Here is a 15,804-nt window from a genome sequence, read left to right as displayed (position 1 = left end):
GCACCGACACGGCCTGAACATCTCCGCCCACCTCAGCCCCGTCCCCGAATTCCCACCACCCCAGGGGACTTAGCCAGAGGACGAGGAGGTGGTACCCGTGAACGTATCGACGTGGGTGCTCCTCACCAGGGCCACAGTCGGGCGATAGGTCGTCCCGGGAGCGCCGTCTCACAGCACTCCCGAAAGGCACGGCCATGGACTTCATTTCCGAACAGCGTCTCGACGACGGCAGCGTCGAGCGCGCATTCAGTCTCAACGACATCCCCGGCATCCTGTGGACACCGAGGTCTTCCCCCGCACCACTGATCCTGCTGGGTCATCCCGGGGGACTGCGGCAGATGTATCCGCGACTCGCGAACCGCGCCCGCGCCGCGTTGTCACACGGTTTCGCCGCAGCGACCATCGAGCTACCCGGCAGCGGCGATCGCCCCCGCCTGGCTGACCTCGAGCAGGCCCGCGCCGATCTGCACCGGGCGCTGGCCGCGGGCGAGCCGGTCGACGACATCGTCGACCGGCTCGTCATCCCGTTGGTCGACACCGCCGTCCCGGAATGGCAGTTCGTGCTCGATGCGCTCCTCGCACTGTCCGAGATCAGCGGTCCGGTCGGCTTCTCCGGCGGTGTGCTGGCCATCGGTATCCGGTTGGCCGTGGTCGAGCCACGCATCGTTGCCGCGGGTTTGTTCGCCGGCAGTTTCGTACCCCGCGCCATGTTCGACGAGGCCCGTCGGATCACGATTCCCCTGCACGTCCTGCTGCAGTGGGACGACGAATCGAATGACCGCCAGATGGCGCTCGACGTGTTCGATGCTCTCGGCTCCCGAGAGAAGACATTGCAGGCCAACATGGGTGGGCACACCGGCATCCCCTCGTTCGCGGGGGAGGACGCGGCGCGTTTCTTCGCTCGACACCTCATACCGGGCGGCGCGCGGTGCTGAAGTGCCTCCGTTATGGTCGTGACCGGGCCGGGGCATCAGCTGCAACATGACGCGCACCACACCGAAGACGTGAGGGGAAACCTATGGACACGAGCACGTACCGCCGCACCACCATCGCCGGCCTGGCCGCCGTCGCACTGGCCGTTGCCGGCTGCAGCAACGGCACGAGCGTCGGTGTGTCGGCTCAGGAACCGCAGGTCGCGTTGGTCGTGACGTCCGAAGTTCCGGCGCCGCCCGCCGAGGTGAAGCTCATCGGTGAGCGGGACGTCGAGGTCACGCTGACCGGCCCGATCGCGGCCAAGTACGCGTCGGCGAGCGACAAGCAGAAGTCGGCTCTCGGCAAGCCCCTGACCGGTGACCACAACGCCGGAACCCGCGACAGCGGCGTCGTCTTCCAGCAGTTCCAGGGTGGCGCCATCGTGGCCAAGAACAGCCAGGCGGGCACGCCCGCGTACATCATCTGGGGCAAGATCCGGGAAGCCTGGAATGTCCAGCGCGATGCGGACGGCGTGCCCGCAGCCACCGGCACCAACGGCTCGGCCGGCCCCTTGGGCGTCGTCACCAGTGACGAGACGCCCATCGGCGATCAACTCGTCGCGACGTTCGAGCACGGCAAGATCGCGTACAACACGAAGACCGGTCAGGTCGAGGTGACGGTCAACGGCAAGGTCGTCCCGTCCGGGCTGTAGAACGCGACGCTCAGCTCGATGACGCCAGGATCTGTGCGCTTCACCCCAGGATCGCCCGCGCAGCGCGTTCGGCGATCAGCATCACCGGCGCGTTGGTGTTCCCGGACGTGATGGTGGGCATCGCCGACGCGTCGACGACGCGCAGACCCGCGACGCGATACACCCGGCAGTCGGTATCGAGCACCGTGGCTGCTGAACGCGGAAGACCTTGTGTGTCAAAGGCTCCCATCGCACAGGTGCCCACCGGATGGAAGATGGTCGTGCCCAGCTCGCGGGCTGCCTGCTGCAGGTCGTCGTCACTGGCCACTTGCGGGCCGGGAAGCAGCTCCTCGGGCCGGTAGCGCGCGAGGGCCGGCGCCGCCATGATCTTCCGGGTCATCCGCAGGCCCTTCACCGCGGCTTGGTGGTCGGCTTCGGTCGACAGGTAGTTGCACATGACCTTCGGGTTCGTCAGGGGATCCGCACTGGCGATGCGCACATGACCCCGCGAGGTGGGGCGCAGATTGCACACCGAGGGAGTTATCGCCCCAAACGAGTGCAGCGGGTCACCGAACTTGGGCAGGGACAAGGGCTGCACGTGCCACTCCAGATCCGGACTGGCCAGTGCCGGATCGCTTTTCGCGAAGGCCCCCAACGTCGACGGTGGCATGGTCATCGGTCCGGAGCGCAGCGCCAGGTACTGAAGCCCCATGCCGCCACGAGTGACCAAGTTCCGGTACAGCGTGTTGACCGTCCGGGCGCCCTGGATGCGGTACACCGTGCGCAGCTGCAGATGGTCCTGGAGGTTCTCGCCGACGCCGGGCAGGTCGACGGCCACCGGCACGTGATGCTCGGTGAGCAGCCCGGCCGGACCCAGACCAGAGGCCTGCATGAGTTGCGGTGATCCGATCGCGCCGGCGCTCAGGATCACCTCATGCCGGGCGTGGACATCGACGATCTGGCCGTCTTTGCGCAGCCGCACACCGGTGGCACGGTGTCGGGCGGTGGTCCAGGCGCCGCGACGCTGATGCTCCTGGACGCCGTCGTCCATCAGCAGCTGCACGGCCTGGCTGTCGGTATAGACGGTGAGGTTGGGCCGGTGGGCGATGGGGTGCAGGAACGCGTCGGCCATCGACCAGCGTCGGCCACGCTTCTGGTTGACGTGGAAATACGCGCTGCCGGAGTTGTCGCCCCGGTTGAACTCGTCGATCGGTGCGATGCCCACCTCGGCAGCGGCCGCTTGCCAGGCGTCCAGGATCTTCCAGCGCACCCGTGGCCGCTCGACGCGGATCTCGCCGCCGACGCCGTGCCACTCGTCGGCTCCGCCGAAGTAGTCCTCCAGCTGCTTGTAGATCGCCAGCGTCTCGCCGACGCCGTCGGAGCCACCCCAACGCCAGCGATCGTCGCCGGTCGCCTGCGCCCAGAGGTCGTAATCGCTGGCCTGCCCCCGCATGTGGATCATGGCGTTGATCGACGAGCACCCACCGATGACGCGGCCGCGTGCGTAGTGGATGCTGCGGCCGGCCAGACCCGGGTCGGCCTCGGTGGTGAAACACCAGTCGGTGCGGGGGTTGGCGATGGTGTACAGGTAGCCCACCGGCACCTTGATCCAGAACCAGTTGTCCCTGCCGCCTGCCTCGATCAGCAGCACCCGGTGATCGGGGTTGGCGCTGAGCCGATTGGCGAGCAGACAGCCGGCACTGCCTGCTCCCACGATGACGAAGTCGAATTCGGCAACTGGGCTCATTCCGGAATCGGTCCTCCAGGGCGTCGGATTGGTGTCTCAGTCTGCGTTATCACCATCCGGTCCGTACACATCCCCGCCGCCGAGCCCCACCGCGGTGTCGCGGCGCGCGCCCGGTTGGCTATCTCCGACGCGGCGACATTCCCAGTTTGCACCCCTGGCAAACTGGATGAACATGTGATGCAATCATTCGTCAGCAAATGTGCGTCGGACAGCGATCAGCGGCTGCGAGGGTTTGACGACTGCGGACGTCCAGGTAACCCGTTGGGGGGAGATGCACCATGCGTTGGGTCAAGCAATGGTGGCGTCAGTCCGATCACTACGACTGGCTCATGGGGTACGTGAAGTTTCGTGGGCTGTCAGGCCTCGTTCGCACGATGATCGCCGCCGTGGCCATCATGAGCACCTTCATCCCGATTGCGCTGATGACGGTTCCCGAGGGACCGGTCGGCGTCGTCCCGCGACTGGTCACCCGCGCGGCCACCGTCGGGTTGGTGCTCGCCGGCCTCATCTGGGTTGTCGGGCTGCCCAGCCGACGACGGTCGACGATCTTCGCCGCGATGGTCACGGCCTGTATCGCCGCCGTTGCGCTGTCCTGTAGCGACCCGGCCGTCGCCATCCTGGTCTGTACCACGTTCGGGATACCTGCGGCGTACGTCGCATTCACCCACCGGGCCATCCACGCGGCCTTCAACTTCCAGGTGGCGATGATCGTCGCGACGGTCGAGGCCGTCCGACTGACCACGTCCGGCCGACCCGTCCTCGCGGTGTGCGCAGTGTGGTTGGTTTTCGTTCTCACGGTGACGGTGCCTGCCAGCATTCAGATCGTCGTCCACGCCCTGGTGACCGACCTCATCCGGGCGGACTGTGATCCACTGACATTCCTGCTGAACCGGCGTGGTTTCGGCATCAAAGCCCAGGAGCTGATCCATCGGGACCGGGGCACGTCCGCACATCTCATGGTGACGGTGATCGATCTCGACGGGTTCAAGCTCCTCAACGACAGCCGTGGCCACCTGTTCGGTGACCGTGCGCTGATCGCCGTGGCCGACATCCTCCGGAAGCAGGCCAGCCATGATGCGGTGATCGGCCGCAGCGGTGGTGATGAGTTCCTGATCGCCGACACCACGCACCGACCCCATCAGTCGTCGGCCGCCGAACGCCTGCGTGCGGCGATCGCCGCCACTCCGTATGCCATCACCGCCAGCGTCGGAGTGGCAACGATCGCGCTCTCAGATGTCGACGACTCCGCTGCCGCCACGATCATCGACGACCTGGTGATGTCGGCAGACCTGGAGATGTACGTGGCGAAACGCTTGGGCGGCAACGCATCCAGGCACGCTGACGGTTCGCACGGACAGACCGCCGTACGTCTCGCGGAGTAGCCGCCCTTTCTCAGAGTTGACCGACTCCGTCCGTATCGACGGGGTTCACCCGGGACACCACCAGCGGGTCGGCCGGAGTGAAGGGGAACGTCGGCAGGTCATCGATGTGGGTGTTGAATGCCGCGGCCAGGACCTCACGCGAATAGGCGCTGGCAGAGGCTTTGAAGCCGATGTCGGCGGGGAACGGCTGGTCGAAGAAGATCAGGAAATGCCAGTCGTCGGCGCCGATGTTCTCGATGTGGTGGGGGTAGGCGCGGGGGATGAAATACATGTCTCCGGTGGTGAGGTTCCACGTGTCCAGGGTCCCGTCCGGATTCATGATGGTCATGCGCGCGTCGCCGTGCTGCACGTAGCCCATCTCCGCGGTGACGGGATGCCAATGTGGTTCGCGCATACCGCTTTCGGTGACGCGCAGCGAGTACATCGAGATGTCCTTCAGCGCAGGCCAGAACTGGTCACGGGCGAAGCGTGCGTTCCCGCTGGCGTAGTTGAGACCGGGCGCTTGGGCCTCGATGTCGAACTTGTGCGGGTCGTTGAAGTGAGCAGCGGCAGGGATACTCGGGTCGCCGGTGCGGGCTGCCAGTTTGTGGTCGACGGTGCTACGGCGGATCTTGCTGATGTCGGACGACGGCAGGTCGTACGTATTGCCCAACACGGCGTCGGTGAACGCCCCGAAGGTGGCGCCCAGCCCGAAGTCCTCCGGACGTTCGTTGCGGAAGGCGATGATGAACTCGGCGACGTCGGTACCGATGTTCTCGATGTGGTGCAGCGCACCGGAATCGATGTGGAACATCTGCCCTGCGGTGACGATGAAGTTCGAGAACACACTGTGGTTGTCCAGGACCGACACCAGCGCGGTTCCCGAGACGCAGTAGGTGAGTTCGTTGGCGTTGGCGTGCCAGTGGGGCGTGCGCATGGCCCCCGGATTGAGCAACAGGCGCTTGATCGACAGATTCTTCAGAATCGGCATGGCATCAGCGGTGACCCGGCGCATCGAGCCGTGTTCGGATTCCTCGACGATCTCGCCGTCGAGTAGCGAGACGGTGTGGCTGCTGCGGGCGATGGACGTTGTCATGCGGAGCCTCCTCGTTGGTCAAGCGGATACAGGTCAGTGTTGTCGGCGGGGAGCGTGCCGTCATGGACGGCGGCGGTAATCCGTGGTGGCGGCGAGCGCTACCTCAGGTATTCCTGCTGGCGGTAAGGCTCGTATCACCCGGATTGAGCAGAACCCTTGGTGACCGCCGACCGACTTGCTAACTTCCGGCGGTGCGCTACATACGAGGAGCCGTCCTGCCGGTGTTGCTGCTCGTCGCTCTGATACTGGCGGCGTGCGGATCGCCGAGTAGCAAGGACGGCGAGAATCCGGTCAAGGCGGCGGGCGTGCTGCGCGTCGGCACCGAAGGGGTGTATTCACCGTTCAGCTACCACGACCCGGCCACGAACGAGCTGGTCGGATACGACGTCGACGTCGCCAAGGCCGTCGCCGGCAAGCTCGGTGTGCGTGTCGAGTTCGTCGAGACGCCGTGGGACTCGATCTTCGCCGCGCTGGAGGCCAACCGATTCGACGTCGTCGCCAATGAGGTGACGATCAATCCCGAACGCAAGGCGAAATACGACCTCTCCGAGCCGTATTCGGTGGGGGAGGGCGTGATCGTCACGCGTGCGGACGACAACTCGATCAAGTCGCTCGACAACCTGAAGGGCAAGGTCGCCGCCGAGAACGCCACCAGCAATTGGTCTGAGGTCGCCCGAAAAGCCGGGGCCCGTGTCGAGACCGTGGAGGGCTTCACCCAGGCCATCAAGCTGCTCAACCAGGGGCGCGTCGACGTCGTCGTGAACGACAGCATCGCGGTGTACGCCTACCTCGCCGAGACCGGGGACAAGTCGGTCAAGATCGCCGCCAACACCGGCGAGAAGAGCGAGCAGGGCTTCGCCGCCCGGAAGGACAGCGGGCTGTTACCCGATCTGAACAAGGCGCTCGACGAATTGCGGGCCGACGGCACTCTGGCCCGGATCTCGCAGAAGTACCTCAAGGCCAACGCATCTGGCGGACCCGACACCGACCGGGCGCAGCATGTGGCGCGCTCGACATGGGCGCTGATCGGGGACAGCCTCGTGCCGTTGGCGAAGGCCGCAATGACCAAGACCATCCCGCTGACGGTGATCAGCTTCGTGATCGGTCTGGTGATCGCGTTGGCGGTGGCGCTGGCACGGTTGTCGTCGAACGTGGTTCTTGCCAACGTGGCGCGGTTCTACATCTCGATCATCCGCGGTACTCCACTGCTGGTGCAGCTGTTCATCGTGTTCTTCGCGCTGCCGGAACTGGGTGTGAAGATCGATCCGTTCCCTGCCGCCATCATCGCGTTCTCCCTGAACGTCGGCGGTTACGGGGCGGAGATCATCCGCTCGGCCATCCAGAGCATTCCCAAAGGTCAATGGGAGGCCGCCGAAACCATCGGCTTCAATTATGTTGGCGCGCTTCGGCGCATCATCCTGCCCCAGGCCGCCCGGGTGGCGGTGCCGCCGTTGTCGAACACGTTGATCTCGCTGGTGAAGGACACGTCGCTCGCCTCGACGATCCTGGTCACCGAACTGCTGCGGCAAGCTCAGATCATCGCGGCGCCGACGTTCGAGTTCTTCGCGTTGTACGGCACCGCCGCGGTGTACTACTGGGTCATCTGCCTGGCGCTCTCGTTCGGCCAGGGTCGTATTGAACGCCGGCTGGAAAGGTATGTGGCGCGATGACAGAGAACCGCGTGGTCGCCGAGGGCGTCCACAAAGCCTTCGGCGACAACAAGGTGCTCAAGGGAGTTTCGTTCACCGTCGAGCAGGGCACGGCGACGGCCATCATCGGGCCGTCCGGATCGGGCAAGACGACGCTGCTGCGCACGCTGAACGCCCTCGACCGGGCTGACGCCGGGGTCATTCGGGTGGACGATATCGAAATCGACTTCTCCACGCCCACACCGAAACCCGAGGTGCGCCGGTTCCAGTCCCGGAGCGGCTTCGTGTTTCAGAACCACAATCTGTTCCCACACAAGACGGTCCTGCAGAACGTGACCGAGGGCCCGGTCATCGTGCAGAAGCGGCCCAAAGCGGAAGCAGAGGCCGAAGCCGTCACGCTCCTGGAGCAGGTGGGGCTTGCCGCCAAAAAGGACCAATACCCGTATCAGCTGTCCGGCGGGCAACAGCAGCGCGTCGGCATCGCCCGGGCGCTCGCCTTGAAGCCGAAATTAGTGCTGTTCGACGAGCCGACGTCGGCGCTCGATCCCGAACTCGTCGGCGAAGTGCTCTCGGTGATCAAGGATCTCGCGGTCGAGGGGTGGACCATGGTGATCGTCACCCACGAAATCCAGTTCGCCAGGCAGGTTTCCAATCAGGTGCTGTTCACCGATCAGGGCATCATCCTGGAGCGGGGCACGCCCGACGAGGTGATCGGCAACCCGAAGGAAGAGCGCACGCGGCAGTTCCTGGACCGCATCCTGAATCCGCTGTAGCGCGATTCAGCTCGCGATCACGCACCATCCCGCCATGCGACCACCTCTTTGAGCGAGGTCAGGTCGTAGTTGTTGTCCGCTGTCAGTTCGGTCTGGAACAGCGTGACGCCGGCCTCACGGAAGGCATCGGCAGCCTGGGCGTTCGTCCACAGCGTCGAGCGTTCGATGTCAGATCCGTTGCGGCCGAATGTCGCTGCCAGCTCGTCGACGCGGTCGCTGGATTTGCGGAACGCCTCGATGTCCTGGAATGCGTGCCAGATGTCGGCGTGCCGGGCGACGGCGGGTAGGGAGCGCTTGGGCCCGGTGCCGCCGATGAGAATCGGAATCTTGCGGACGGGCGGCGGAATCAGGGCGGCGAGCCGGTTCTCGATGCGGATCAGGCTCTCGTCGAACATGTCGAAGCGCGAACCGAAGGTGCCGAAGTCGTAACCGTAAGTGGTGTAGTCCTTTTCGTACCACCCGGCGCCCAGACCGAGGATGAGGCGACCACCGCTGATGTGGTCGACGGTGCGCGCCATGTCGGCCAGCAGATCCGCGTTGCGGTAGCCGACACCGGTGACGAGGAGCCCGATCTCGGCATGTGAGGTGATCTCGCCCCACGGAGCGAGCGCGGTCCACCCCTCGAAGTTCGCGACGTCGGGCTGGTCGTCGAACAGGACGGGCTTGCCGTCGACGATGGCCTTCATCGCCGGGCGATGGAAGTGGTCGTAGCCGAAGATCACGTCGACACCGAGGTCGTCGGCGGCCACGACGGCGTCGCGCCAGGTGGCGTAGTCAGGCGTGCCGCCGGGCTGGATCTGTACAGCGACGCGGACGGGACGAGTCATGGATGCTCCTTGGTCGGGGAAGGGGCGACTCTTGAGCCAAGGTCCCCGCGTGCGGGTTTATTCCGGGTCAGGCGTTTCCAGCCTTGAAGTGGTTGGTGCACCTCGTCTTTGGGGAGGTCATGGCCGGTCAGGTCCACGCTCATGCGCAGGCGGTTTCGGCCACGGTGCCCTCGGGTACCCAGCCGAGCGGTGCCGCCAGACGCGGCGGCGCAGGCAAGGAGTACACCATGCGCGCTGAGGAAGGCGATGAATCGATCGCCGAACTGGCTGACTACGCCGAGCAGGCCGAACAGAATCTGGACGAGAGTATTGCGCCGCTCGAGGGCAAGAAGGTGGCGATCCTCGCCACCAACGGCGTCGAGCGCCGAGAGCTGCAGGAGCCCCGAAATGCGGTACAGGCCGCCGGTGCCAGCACCGAATTGATCTCGCTGCAAGAAGGCTCCATCGACATGCGTGACAACGACCTGAAACCCGGCGGCACCGAGCCCGTGGAACGCCTGGTAGGTGACATCACACCGGACGAGTTCGACGCGCTGCTCATTCCGGGCGGCACGGTGAACGCCGACAAACTGCGCACCGACGACAAGGCGGTCAAGTTCGTCCACGACTTCGTCGAATCCGGCAAGCCGGTCGGCGTCATCTGTCACGGTCCGTGGACGCTGATCGACGCCGGCGTCGCCAAGGGCCGGACGCTGACGTCGTACCCCAGCCTTCGGATCGATCTGCAGAACGCCGGGGCGACAGTTGTCGACCGCGAGGTCGTCATCGACGGGAATCTGATCTCCAGTCGTGGCCCCGATGACCTACCGGCGTTCTCGTCGGCCGTTGTGGAAGCGCTCGCCGGCACCTGACATCAGGCTTACTGAGCGCTGTCGTCCGGCGAAGAGTCTCCGCTGGAACCGATCGCGGACATGTCGGCGTAGCGGGCCCCGGTCACTGCGTTACCCGCATCCCCGAGCGCGCTCACCTGCTCGGCGGTCAACGTCACCGACAACGAGGCGAGGTTTTCGTCGACCCGCGCGGCGCGGCGCGTGCCCGGAATCGGGACCGCCGCAACGCCGAGGTCGTCGGCGCGATGACGCAGCCACGCCAACGCAACCTGTGCCGGCGTCGCTCCGACCGTGGCGGCGACCGACACCACGGCGTCGACGACCGCCTGATTGGCCTCCAGCGCTGATCCGGCGAAGCGCGGCATCGTGCGCCGGAAGTCGTTCTCGCCCATATCGGCCGCCGACCGCACGGAGCCCGTCAGGAAGCCGCGGCCCAGCGGAGAGAACGGAACGATACCCACGCCGAGCTCGGCAGCGGTGGGGACGATGACGGACTCGATGTCGCGGGTCCAGACCGACCACTCGCTCTGCAGCGCGGCGATCGGGTGCACCGCGTTCGCGGCGCGCAGTTCGGCCGCGCTGACCTCAGACAGCCCGAGGTGACGCACCTTGCCGGCCGCGACCAATTCGGCCATCGCGCCGACGGTCTCCTCGATCGGCACGGCTGGGTCGCGCCGGTGCAGGTTGTACAGGTCGATCACGTCGGTCTGCAGGCGCTGCAGGCTCTCGTCGATGCACTGGCGTACGTAGGCCGCGTCGCCCCGCGGACTGATGCGACCCTGCGCGCGGCCGGCCGGATTGCCCTGGATGCCGAACTTGGTCGCCAGCGTGACCTCGTCGCGGCGGCCGGCGAGCACACGAGCGATCAGCCGCTCGTTGTCCCCGTCTCCGTAGATGTTGGCGGTGTCGATGAAGGTCACCCCGGCGTCGATGGCGTGGTTCAGCGTCGCCAGTGATTCATCCTCATCGATGGCTCCGCCGTACACCGGTGTCAGCGCCATTCCTCCGAAACCCATTGCACTGGTGGCCAATTGGTCGCCGAGCAAGACCGATTCGGGCATGTGTCATCCTCCTCCAGGTTCGATGGGCGTCCTAGAGTCCAACCTGAGGCATCGCGAATCTGTTCCGCGGATCGGCCGGCAATGGTGGGTGACAGCGAGCGAGAACCCCCGTCGCTATCGGCGTCGATTGAGAGTGTTGCGCAGTTGTTTGGCCAGATCCCGGTTCTCGATCGGCTTGCCGAGGTAGGGCGCTATCGCGCGCGCGATTCGCACCACCGCGAGAGGGCGCGGCGGGATCTTGTAGAAGTGGTTGCCGATGATCAGCCATCCGCCACCATCGCCGGCGACGCCGCCGAGGATGTCGCCGACGAGGTCGGGCACGTCGGGGAAGTGGCGAACGTGGTCGCCGATCACGGACACCGAGTCGTCGCCGAGATTGGTGACATAGATTCGCTCTTCGTCGGAACTGACCGCGAGAGCCCACGCATCTTCGCCGACCTCGAGCGTTTCGGTGACATCGTTGGTGGCGGCGTTGATCACCTGCAATGAGCCGGGGCCGGGGTAGCCACGGTTGGTGATGTAAACCCGGGCGCCGTTGGGGCTGACCGCAACGCCGATCGGTGAGTTCCCCACAGGGATGGTCTCGGTGACGGTATTGGTCGTCGAATTGATCACCGAAACCGTTCCGATGGGAGCCGCGTTGGTGACGTAGACGCGGGAACTGTTGGGGCTGACGGCAACACCGCTGGGCAAATCACCCACCTCGACGGTCTTGATCACCGTATTGGTGGCGGTGTTGATCACCCACACGGAACCGTCCAGGTCCCAGTTCGTGACGTACGCGCGCGCACCGTTCGGGCTGACCGCGACGCTGTGGGGATGTCCGTCGACGGGGATCGTCGCCGTGACCGTGTTGGTAGCCGTGTCGATCACCACGACGTCTCCGGACGTCGCCGGACTATGGGCCGCGGCGACATAGGCACGAGCGCCGTTGGGAGTGAGCGCGATTCCGCCCGCGAAGTCACCGACGGGAATGTTCGCTGTGATGGTGTTGGTGGCGGTACTGATCACCGAGACCGTGCCGGCGTTCTCGATCGTGACGTAGGCACGTGTGCCGTCGGGGGAGATCGCCACCGAGTCGGGGAGGTCCCCGACGGGAATGGTGGTGGTGACCGTATTGGTCACGGTGCTGATGACCGAGACGGAGTCGCCGCCGCCGTTGAGGACGTAAGCGCGGCCACCATCGGGAGTGAGTGCTACCCGACTCGGGGAGCCGCCGACAGGGATGGTCTTGATGACTTCGAGCGTCATGGCTTGCCTTCCGGTCGAATCGAATTGACCTGACCCAGCGCCAGCCAAGCTACAACAGGGAGATGCGCTCGACACCCGAATGGCAATACTGCCGACGACGATGAGTTGTCGGCGCCGCAGCGGTCTCAATGTAGACAAGGGCAATCGCATGAACCGACCGACGGAACGGAACTTGACGTGGCACGAACGAATCTCTCGATGTCGATCTCGGCCGACTGGTATGTCGCCGGGCCCCATCAGAGCGAAGAGAATCCGATAGGGGTGGGCGGGCTCGACCTCCATGATTGGCATATCGGTGCCACCAGAGATCACCCCCTCAACCGGCAGGTGATGTCCGAGATGCTGGACGGCATGGGCGCAACCATCATGGGGCGCAACATGTTCGGACCGATTCGTGGGGAATGGGACGGCTCGGACTGGCAGGGCTGGTGGGGTGACACTCCGCCGTATCACTGCCCGGTCTTCGTGCTCACGCACCACGCCCACGACCCGATCGAGATGAAGGGCGGTAAGACATTCCATTTCGTCACCGACGGCATCGAATCCGCGTACGCACAGGCGCAGGCGGCTGCCGGCGGGAAGGACATCTCGATCGCCGGCGGCGCATCGTGCGCACGCCAGGCGATCAAGGCGGGCTTGGTGGACGAGATCGACCTGCAAGTGTCGGCGGTCATCCTCGGTTCGGGGGAGCGCTTGTTCGACGGATTCCGGCCCGGCCTACCGAAGATGGAGCTCGTGCGGGTGCTGCAGGCCCCCGGCGTGGCTCATCTGCGCTACCACGTCACCCGATCACCTGAAGGAAGCTGAGATGTCGACATCGGAGTGGGAAGGCACCGTCGTCAAGAAATCCCGGGCGCTTCTCGACGGGGCGAATCTCTACCGGCGCCTGCGCATTCGGCGCGACGACGGGCAGACGATCACGGTGCGCGTCGACCGTGCGACGTGGAAGGAGCTATCCGTCGGGGACAGGGTGAGCAACACCGCGGGAGGGCGGTTCGTAAAAGACGTAGGTCGGGAGTGAGCGCCGCAGACGCGGTGAGTGTTTACCTGTGGCGGGCCGGGGGTAGCCGGTCGGAGTTCAAGCGTGTTTGCAATCACCACCGCGACGACGGGCGGACCAAGGTCGTCCTCAAACCGCCATGGCCGGCCGACCTCGCCAGACACCATCGAAGGAGGAGCCGGCGAGCACTCCCACCGATCACCCAGCACCTGTACGCAGCGGCTTCTGACTCATTCTGGCACCGACCTGATGCGTTACGCACCAAGCGGATTGAGCTGATCGGCGGTGGCGTCGTCGGCCGCGGTCGAGTTGCTCAGATCCGCGTACCGTTCGTCAGAAACGAGCAGGTCGCGCCCGGCCGCGGTGGCGTACCGGTAGGCATCTGGGCCGACCAGCAAGCGAGCCGGCGGAGTGTCCATCTCGACGATGTCGAGCAACAGCGCCGCGACCTTTACCGGATCGCTGGCGCCGAGGTTGGCGGATTGGCTCAGCTGCGCCGCGGCTCCCACTGTGTCCCTGTACTCGTCGCGTACCGGGGCGATGCGCATCGACGAGCCCGACCAATCGGTACGCATGCCACCGGGCTCCAGCACCGTCACCTTGATGCCGAGCGGAGCGACCTCCTGTGCGAGGACCCCGGAGTAGCCGGTGACGGCCCACTTGGAGGACTGATAGGCAGCCAGGCCCGGCCGCGCCAAACGTCCACCGACGGAGGATATTTGGACGATATGGCCCGCACGCTGCCTCCGCATGATCGGAAGCACGGCCTGGGTGAGCCGTACGACGCCGAAGAAGTTCGTCTCGACCTGGGCGCGGAAGTCGTCGACGTCAACGTCTTCGACGGCAGCCATGTTGGCGTACCCGGCGTTGTTGACCAAAACGTCGAGGCGACCCCAGCGTTGGATTGCGGTGTCGATGGCACTGCGGACCTGCTCGTCGTCGGTGACGTCGAGCGGGACAACGGCCAGACGCTCAGGTTCACGGGCAGCGAGATCGTCGAGCGCTGATACCGAGCGAACACCCGCGACGACGTGATGCCCGGCTGCCAGCGCCGCTTCGGCGATGGCGCGCCCGAGACCGCGGGAAGCTCCGGAGATGAGGAAGACATGCGACATGACAGTGACCTTTCTTTGTTGACTGGTGGTTTCAGTTGACGTTGCGGATGGTGCCGCCGTCGACGCGGAGATCGGCACCGCTGATGTACGCGGCATGGGAGCTGGCGAGGAAGCAGACCGCGGCGGCGATCTCCTCAGGACGGCCGAGTCGGCCGATGTCGTTGGGGAACCATGTTGTGGCCGCGGCTTTTTCAATGTCTTCCCAGGAGGTTCCCCAGCCGTGCACGGCGCCGGCCTGCAGCACCATGGCCCGTGTGCTGTCGGTGAGGATGGCTCCGGGCGCGACGATGTTGGCGGTGACGCCGGTTCCGGACAACTCGCGGGCGAGCGAGACGGTCAAGTTGTGTCGCGCAGCCAACGTGGCGCTGTAGTGCGGCTGCTGGGCGACCGGTTGAACGGCGAGACCACCGCCGATCTGGATGACCCGGCCCCAGCCCCGTCGGCGCATGCCCGGGACAAGATGGTCGATCATCCGCACGACGGACACGACGTTGGTCTGGTGGATTCTCGCCCACTCGTGGGTGGTGAGTTCCGCCCAGGACGAACCGTCGTAGTCGCCGGCATTGTTGACCAGGATGTCGATCTCGCCCGCGGCATGCGCGACGGCTGCGGCGCCTTCGTCGGTCGAGAGGTCGCCGAGTACGGCGACCGCTTCACCGCCGTTGGCGCCGATCGCGGAAACGACCGCTTGCGTCCGGTCGGCGTCACGTCCGTGTACCACCACGGACGCGCCCTCTGCAGCCAGCATCTCAGCGATCGCGCGACCGAGACCCGCACTCGAACCGGTGACCAATGCGCGCTTGTGCCTCAATCCGAGCTCCACCCGGGTCCTCCTTGTCTACATCTGTATACCTTCGATGTATACGAACGTAGACTTAGGCGGGTTCATTCCTGCTTCGAAGCTCAGACTCGCGAACCGCCGATGAGCGCGGCGATGGCCGGCTCAAGCACCCTTTCGATGTCCGCGGGCTTGCTTTTGCGAAGCGCGCTCGTCCCGACCACGCCGCGCATCATGAGCATTCCGCTGATCAACGCGAGCAGGATCTCGCCGCGCAGATTCTGATCGGGCGAGTCGAGTTGCCGAGCCAGCCGGGCGCCAACGTGGCGTTCGATGGCGTCGCGCACGATCGTCGTGGCGACCGGGCTCGAGGCGGACCTCAGCATGATCATGAACGGCGGTGGCGCATCGTCGCCGGATCCGGTCCTCGCCACCAGGGCCCGGACAGTGTCAGCGACCAGATCGTCAGATCGCTCTCCGATGAAAGTGGGTGTGGCAAAGGACGTTTCGACCGCCTCGGCGAACAGCCCTTCCTTCGAGCCGAAGTACCTGTTGACCAGCATGGCGGTCACGCCGGCGTCGTGCGCGATCTGGCGGACGCCCACGCCGTCGTATCCGGCGCGGGCGAAATTCTGGATCGCCGACCGCAGGATCGCCTCACGGGTAGCGGCCGCATTGCGCGTAGGCGAAGTGGATGTGGCCATGTGGGTATC

16 protein-coding genes are annotated in these 15,804 nt (G+C 65.5%); 8 read left to right on the top strand and 8 right to left on the bottom strand.

Features of this window, described 5'->3' with window-relative positions; genetic code table 11:
- Window positions 1-194: 194 nt before the first annotated feature.
- Together ACJH7A_RS20180 and ACJH7A_RS20175 are read left to right on the top strand one after the other, a co-directional pair.
- The gene (locus tag ACJH7A_RS20180) at window positions 195-935 is read left to right on the top strand and encodes an alpha/beta hydrolase (protein ID WP_406802603.1); all 741 of its coding nucleotides are present in this window, start codon (window positions 195-197) and stop codon (window positions 933-935) included.
- An 83-nt stretch (window positions 936-1,018) separates the two neighbouring features.
- Window positions 1,019-1,624: an LGFP repeat-containing protein gene (locus ACJH7A_RS20175; RefSeq protein WP_133428350.1), complete on the top strand. Its 606-nt coding sequence runs from the start codon at window positions 1,019-1,021 to the stop codon at window positions 1,622-1,624.
- Between the two features lie 40 nt (window positions 1,625-1,664).
- Here the strand turns inward: ACJH7A_RS20175 and ACJH7A_RS20170 are convergent, their stop codons facing one another.
- A complete protein-coding gene (locus tag ACJH7A_RS20170) occupies window positions 1,665-3,350 on the bottom strand; it encodes a GMC family oxidoreductase (RefSeq protein ID WP_406802602.1) in 1,686 nt (561 codons plus the stop codon).
- Between the two features lie 278 nt (window positions 3,351-3,628).
- Between ACJH7A_RS20170 and ACJH7A_RS20165 the strand changes: the two genes are divergently transcribed.
- A complete protein-coding gene (locus tag ACJH7A_RS20165) occupies window positions 3,629-4,732 on the top strand; it encodes a diguanylate cyclase (protein WP_061006495.1) in 1,104 nt (367 codons plus the stop codon).
- Window positions 4,733-4,742: 10 nt separating this feature from the next.
- Here ACJH7A_RS20165 and ACJH7A_RS20160 read toward each other — a convergent pair whose 3' ends face one another.
- Window positions 4,743-5,807 carry a cupin domain-containing protein gene (locus ACJH7A_RS20160; RefSeq protein WP_061006496.1) on the bottom strand — a complete coding sequence of 355 codons (1,065 nt, stop codon included), beginning with the start codon at window positions 5,805-5,807 and terminating at the stop codon, window positions 4,743-4,745.
- A gap of 191 nt (window positions 5,808-5,998) precedes the next feature.
- Here ACJH7A_RS20160 and ACJH7A_RS20155 point away from each other — a divergent pair, with 191 nt between their 5' ends.
- Complete coding sequence (locus tag ACJH7A_RS20155; protein WP_082934712.1) at window positions 5,999-7,477, top strand: ABC transporter permease subunit; 1,479 nt, start codon at window positions 5,999-6,001, stop codon at window positions 7,475-7,477.
- Window positions 7,474-8,229: an amino acid ABC transporter ATP-binding protein gene (locus ACJH7A_RS20150; protein WP_061006497.1), complete on the top strand. Its 756-nt coding sequence runs from the start codon at window positions 7,474-7,476 to the stop codon at window positions 8,227-8,229. The genes ACJH7A_RS20155 and ACJH7A_RS20150 overlap by 4 nt, the downstream gene beginning before the upstream one ends.
- A 17-nt stretch (window positions 8,230-8,246) precedes the next feature.
- On the opposite strand, the gene ACJH7A_RS20145 is transcribed toward ACJH7A_RS20150, so the two are convergent.
- Window positions 8,247-9,056 carry an LLM class F420-dependent oxidoreductase gene (locus tag ACJH7A_RS20145; RefSeq protein WP_064859159.1) on the bottom strand — a complete coding sequence of 270 codons (810 nt, stop codon included), beginning with the start codon at window positions 9,054-9,056 and terminating at the stop codon, window positions 8,247-8,249.
- A gap of 227 nt (window positions 9,057-9,283) precedes the next feature.
- Here ACJH7A_RS20145 and ACJH7A_RS20140 point away from each other — a divergent pair, with 227 nt between their 5' ends.
- A complete protein-coding gene (locus tag ACJH7A_RS20140; RefSeq protein WP_234789662.1) occupies window positions 9,284-9,907 on the top strand; it encodes a type 1 glutamine amidotransferase domain-containing protein in 624 nt (207 codons plus the stop codon).
- A gap of 8 nt (window positions 9,908-9,915) precedes the next feature.
- Here ACJH7A_RS20140 and ACJH7A_RS20135 read toward each other — a convergent pair whose 3' ends face one another.
- Together ACJH7A_RS20135 and ACJH7A_RS20130 are read right to left on the bottom strand one after the other, a co-directional pair.
- Window positions 9,916-10,947, bottom strand: a complete 1,032-nt coding sequence (locus ACJH7A_RS20135) for an aldo/keto reductase (RefSeq protein WP_064859158.1) — start codon at window positions 10,945-10,947, stop codon at window positions 9,916-9,918.
- A gap of 114 nt (window positions 10,948-11,061) precedes the next feature.
- Window positions 11,062-12,198: a YncE family protein gene (locus ACJH7A_RS20130; RefSeq protein WP_064859157.1), complete on the bottom strand. Its 1,137-nt coding sequence runs from the start codon at window positions 12,196-12,198 to the stop codon at window positions 11,062-11,064.
- A gap of 177 nt (window positions 12,199-12,375) precedes the next feature.
- Between ACJH7A_RS20130 and ACJH7A_RS20125 the strand changes: the two genes are divergently transcribed.
- A complete protein-coding gene (locus ACJH7A_RS20125) occupies window positions 12,376-13,005 on the top strand; it encodes a dihydrofolate reductase family protein (RefSeq protein WP_064859156.1) in 630 nt (209 codons plus the stop codon).
- A gap of 1 nt (window position 13,006) precedes the next feature.
- Window positions 13,007-13,219: a hypothetical protein gene (locus ACJH7A_RS20120; RefSeq protein WP_064859155.1), complete on the top strand. Its 213-nt coding sequence runs from the start codon at window positions 13,007-13,009 to the stop codon at window positions 13,217-13,219.
- 233 nt (window positions 13,220-13,452) lie between these two features.
- Here the strand turns inward: ACJH7A_RS20120 and ACJH7A_RS20115 are convergent, their stop codons facing one another.
- The 3 genes from ACJH7A_RS20115 to ACJH7A_RS20105 all read right to left on the bottom strand — a co-directional run bounded on the left by ACJH7A_RS20115 (window position 13,453) and on the right by ACJH7A_RS20105 (window position 15,795).
- Window positions 13,453-14,313 (bottom strand): SDR family NAD(P)-dependent oxidoreductase, encoded by an 861-nt coding sequence (locus ACJH7A_RS20115; RefSeq protein WP_064859154.1) that lies wholly within the window; start codon window positions 14,311-14,313, stop codon window positions 13,453-13,455.
- A gap of 31 nt (window positions 14,314-14,344) precedes the next feature.
- Window positions 14,345-15,136: an SDR family NAD(P)-dependent oxidoreductase gene (locus ACJH7A_RS20110; protein ID WP_061010194.1), complete on the bottom strand. Its 792-nt coding sequence runs from the start codon at window positions 15,134-15,136 to the stop codon at window positions 14,345-14,347.
- Window positions 15,137-15,216: 80 nt separating this feature from the next.
- Window positions 15,217-15,795 (bottom strand): TetR/AcrR family transcriptional regulator, encoded by a 579-nt coding sequence (locus ACJH7A_RS20105; RefSeq protein WP_064859153.1) that lies wholly within the window; start codon window positions 15,793-15,795, stop codon window positions 15,217-15,219.
- Window positions 15,796-15,804 lie beyond the last annotated feature (9 nt).

It is taken from the genome of Mycobacterium sp. SMC-17, assembly GCF_045310915.1.
Taxonomy (GTDB): Bacteria; Actinomycetota; Actinomycetes; order Mycobacteriales; family Mycobacteriaceae; genus Mycobacterium.
Note: the sequence above shows the minus strand (reverse complement) of the source record. Positions and strands in the feature narration are given on the sequence as shown.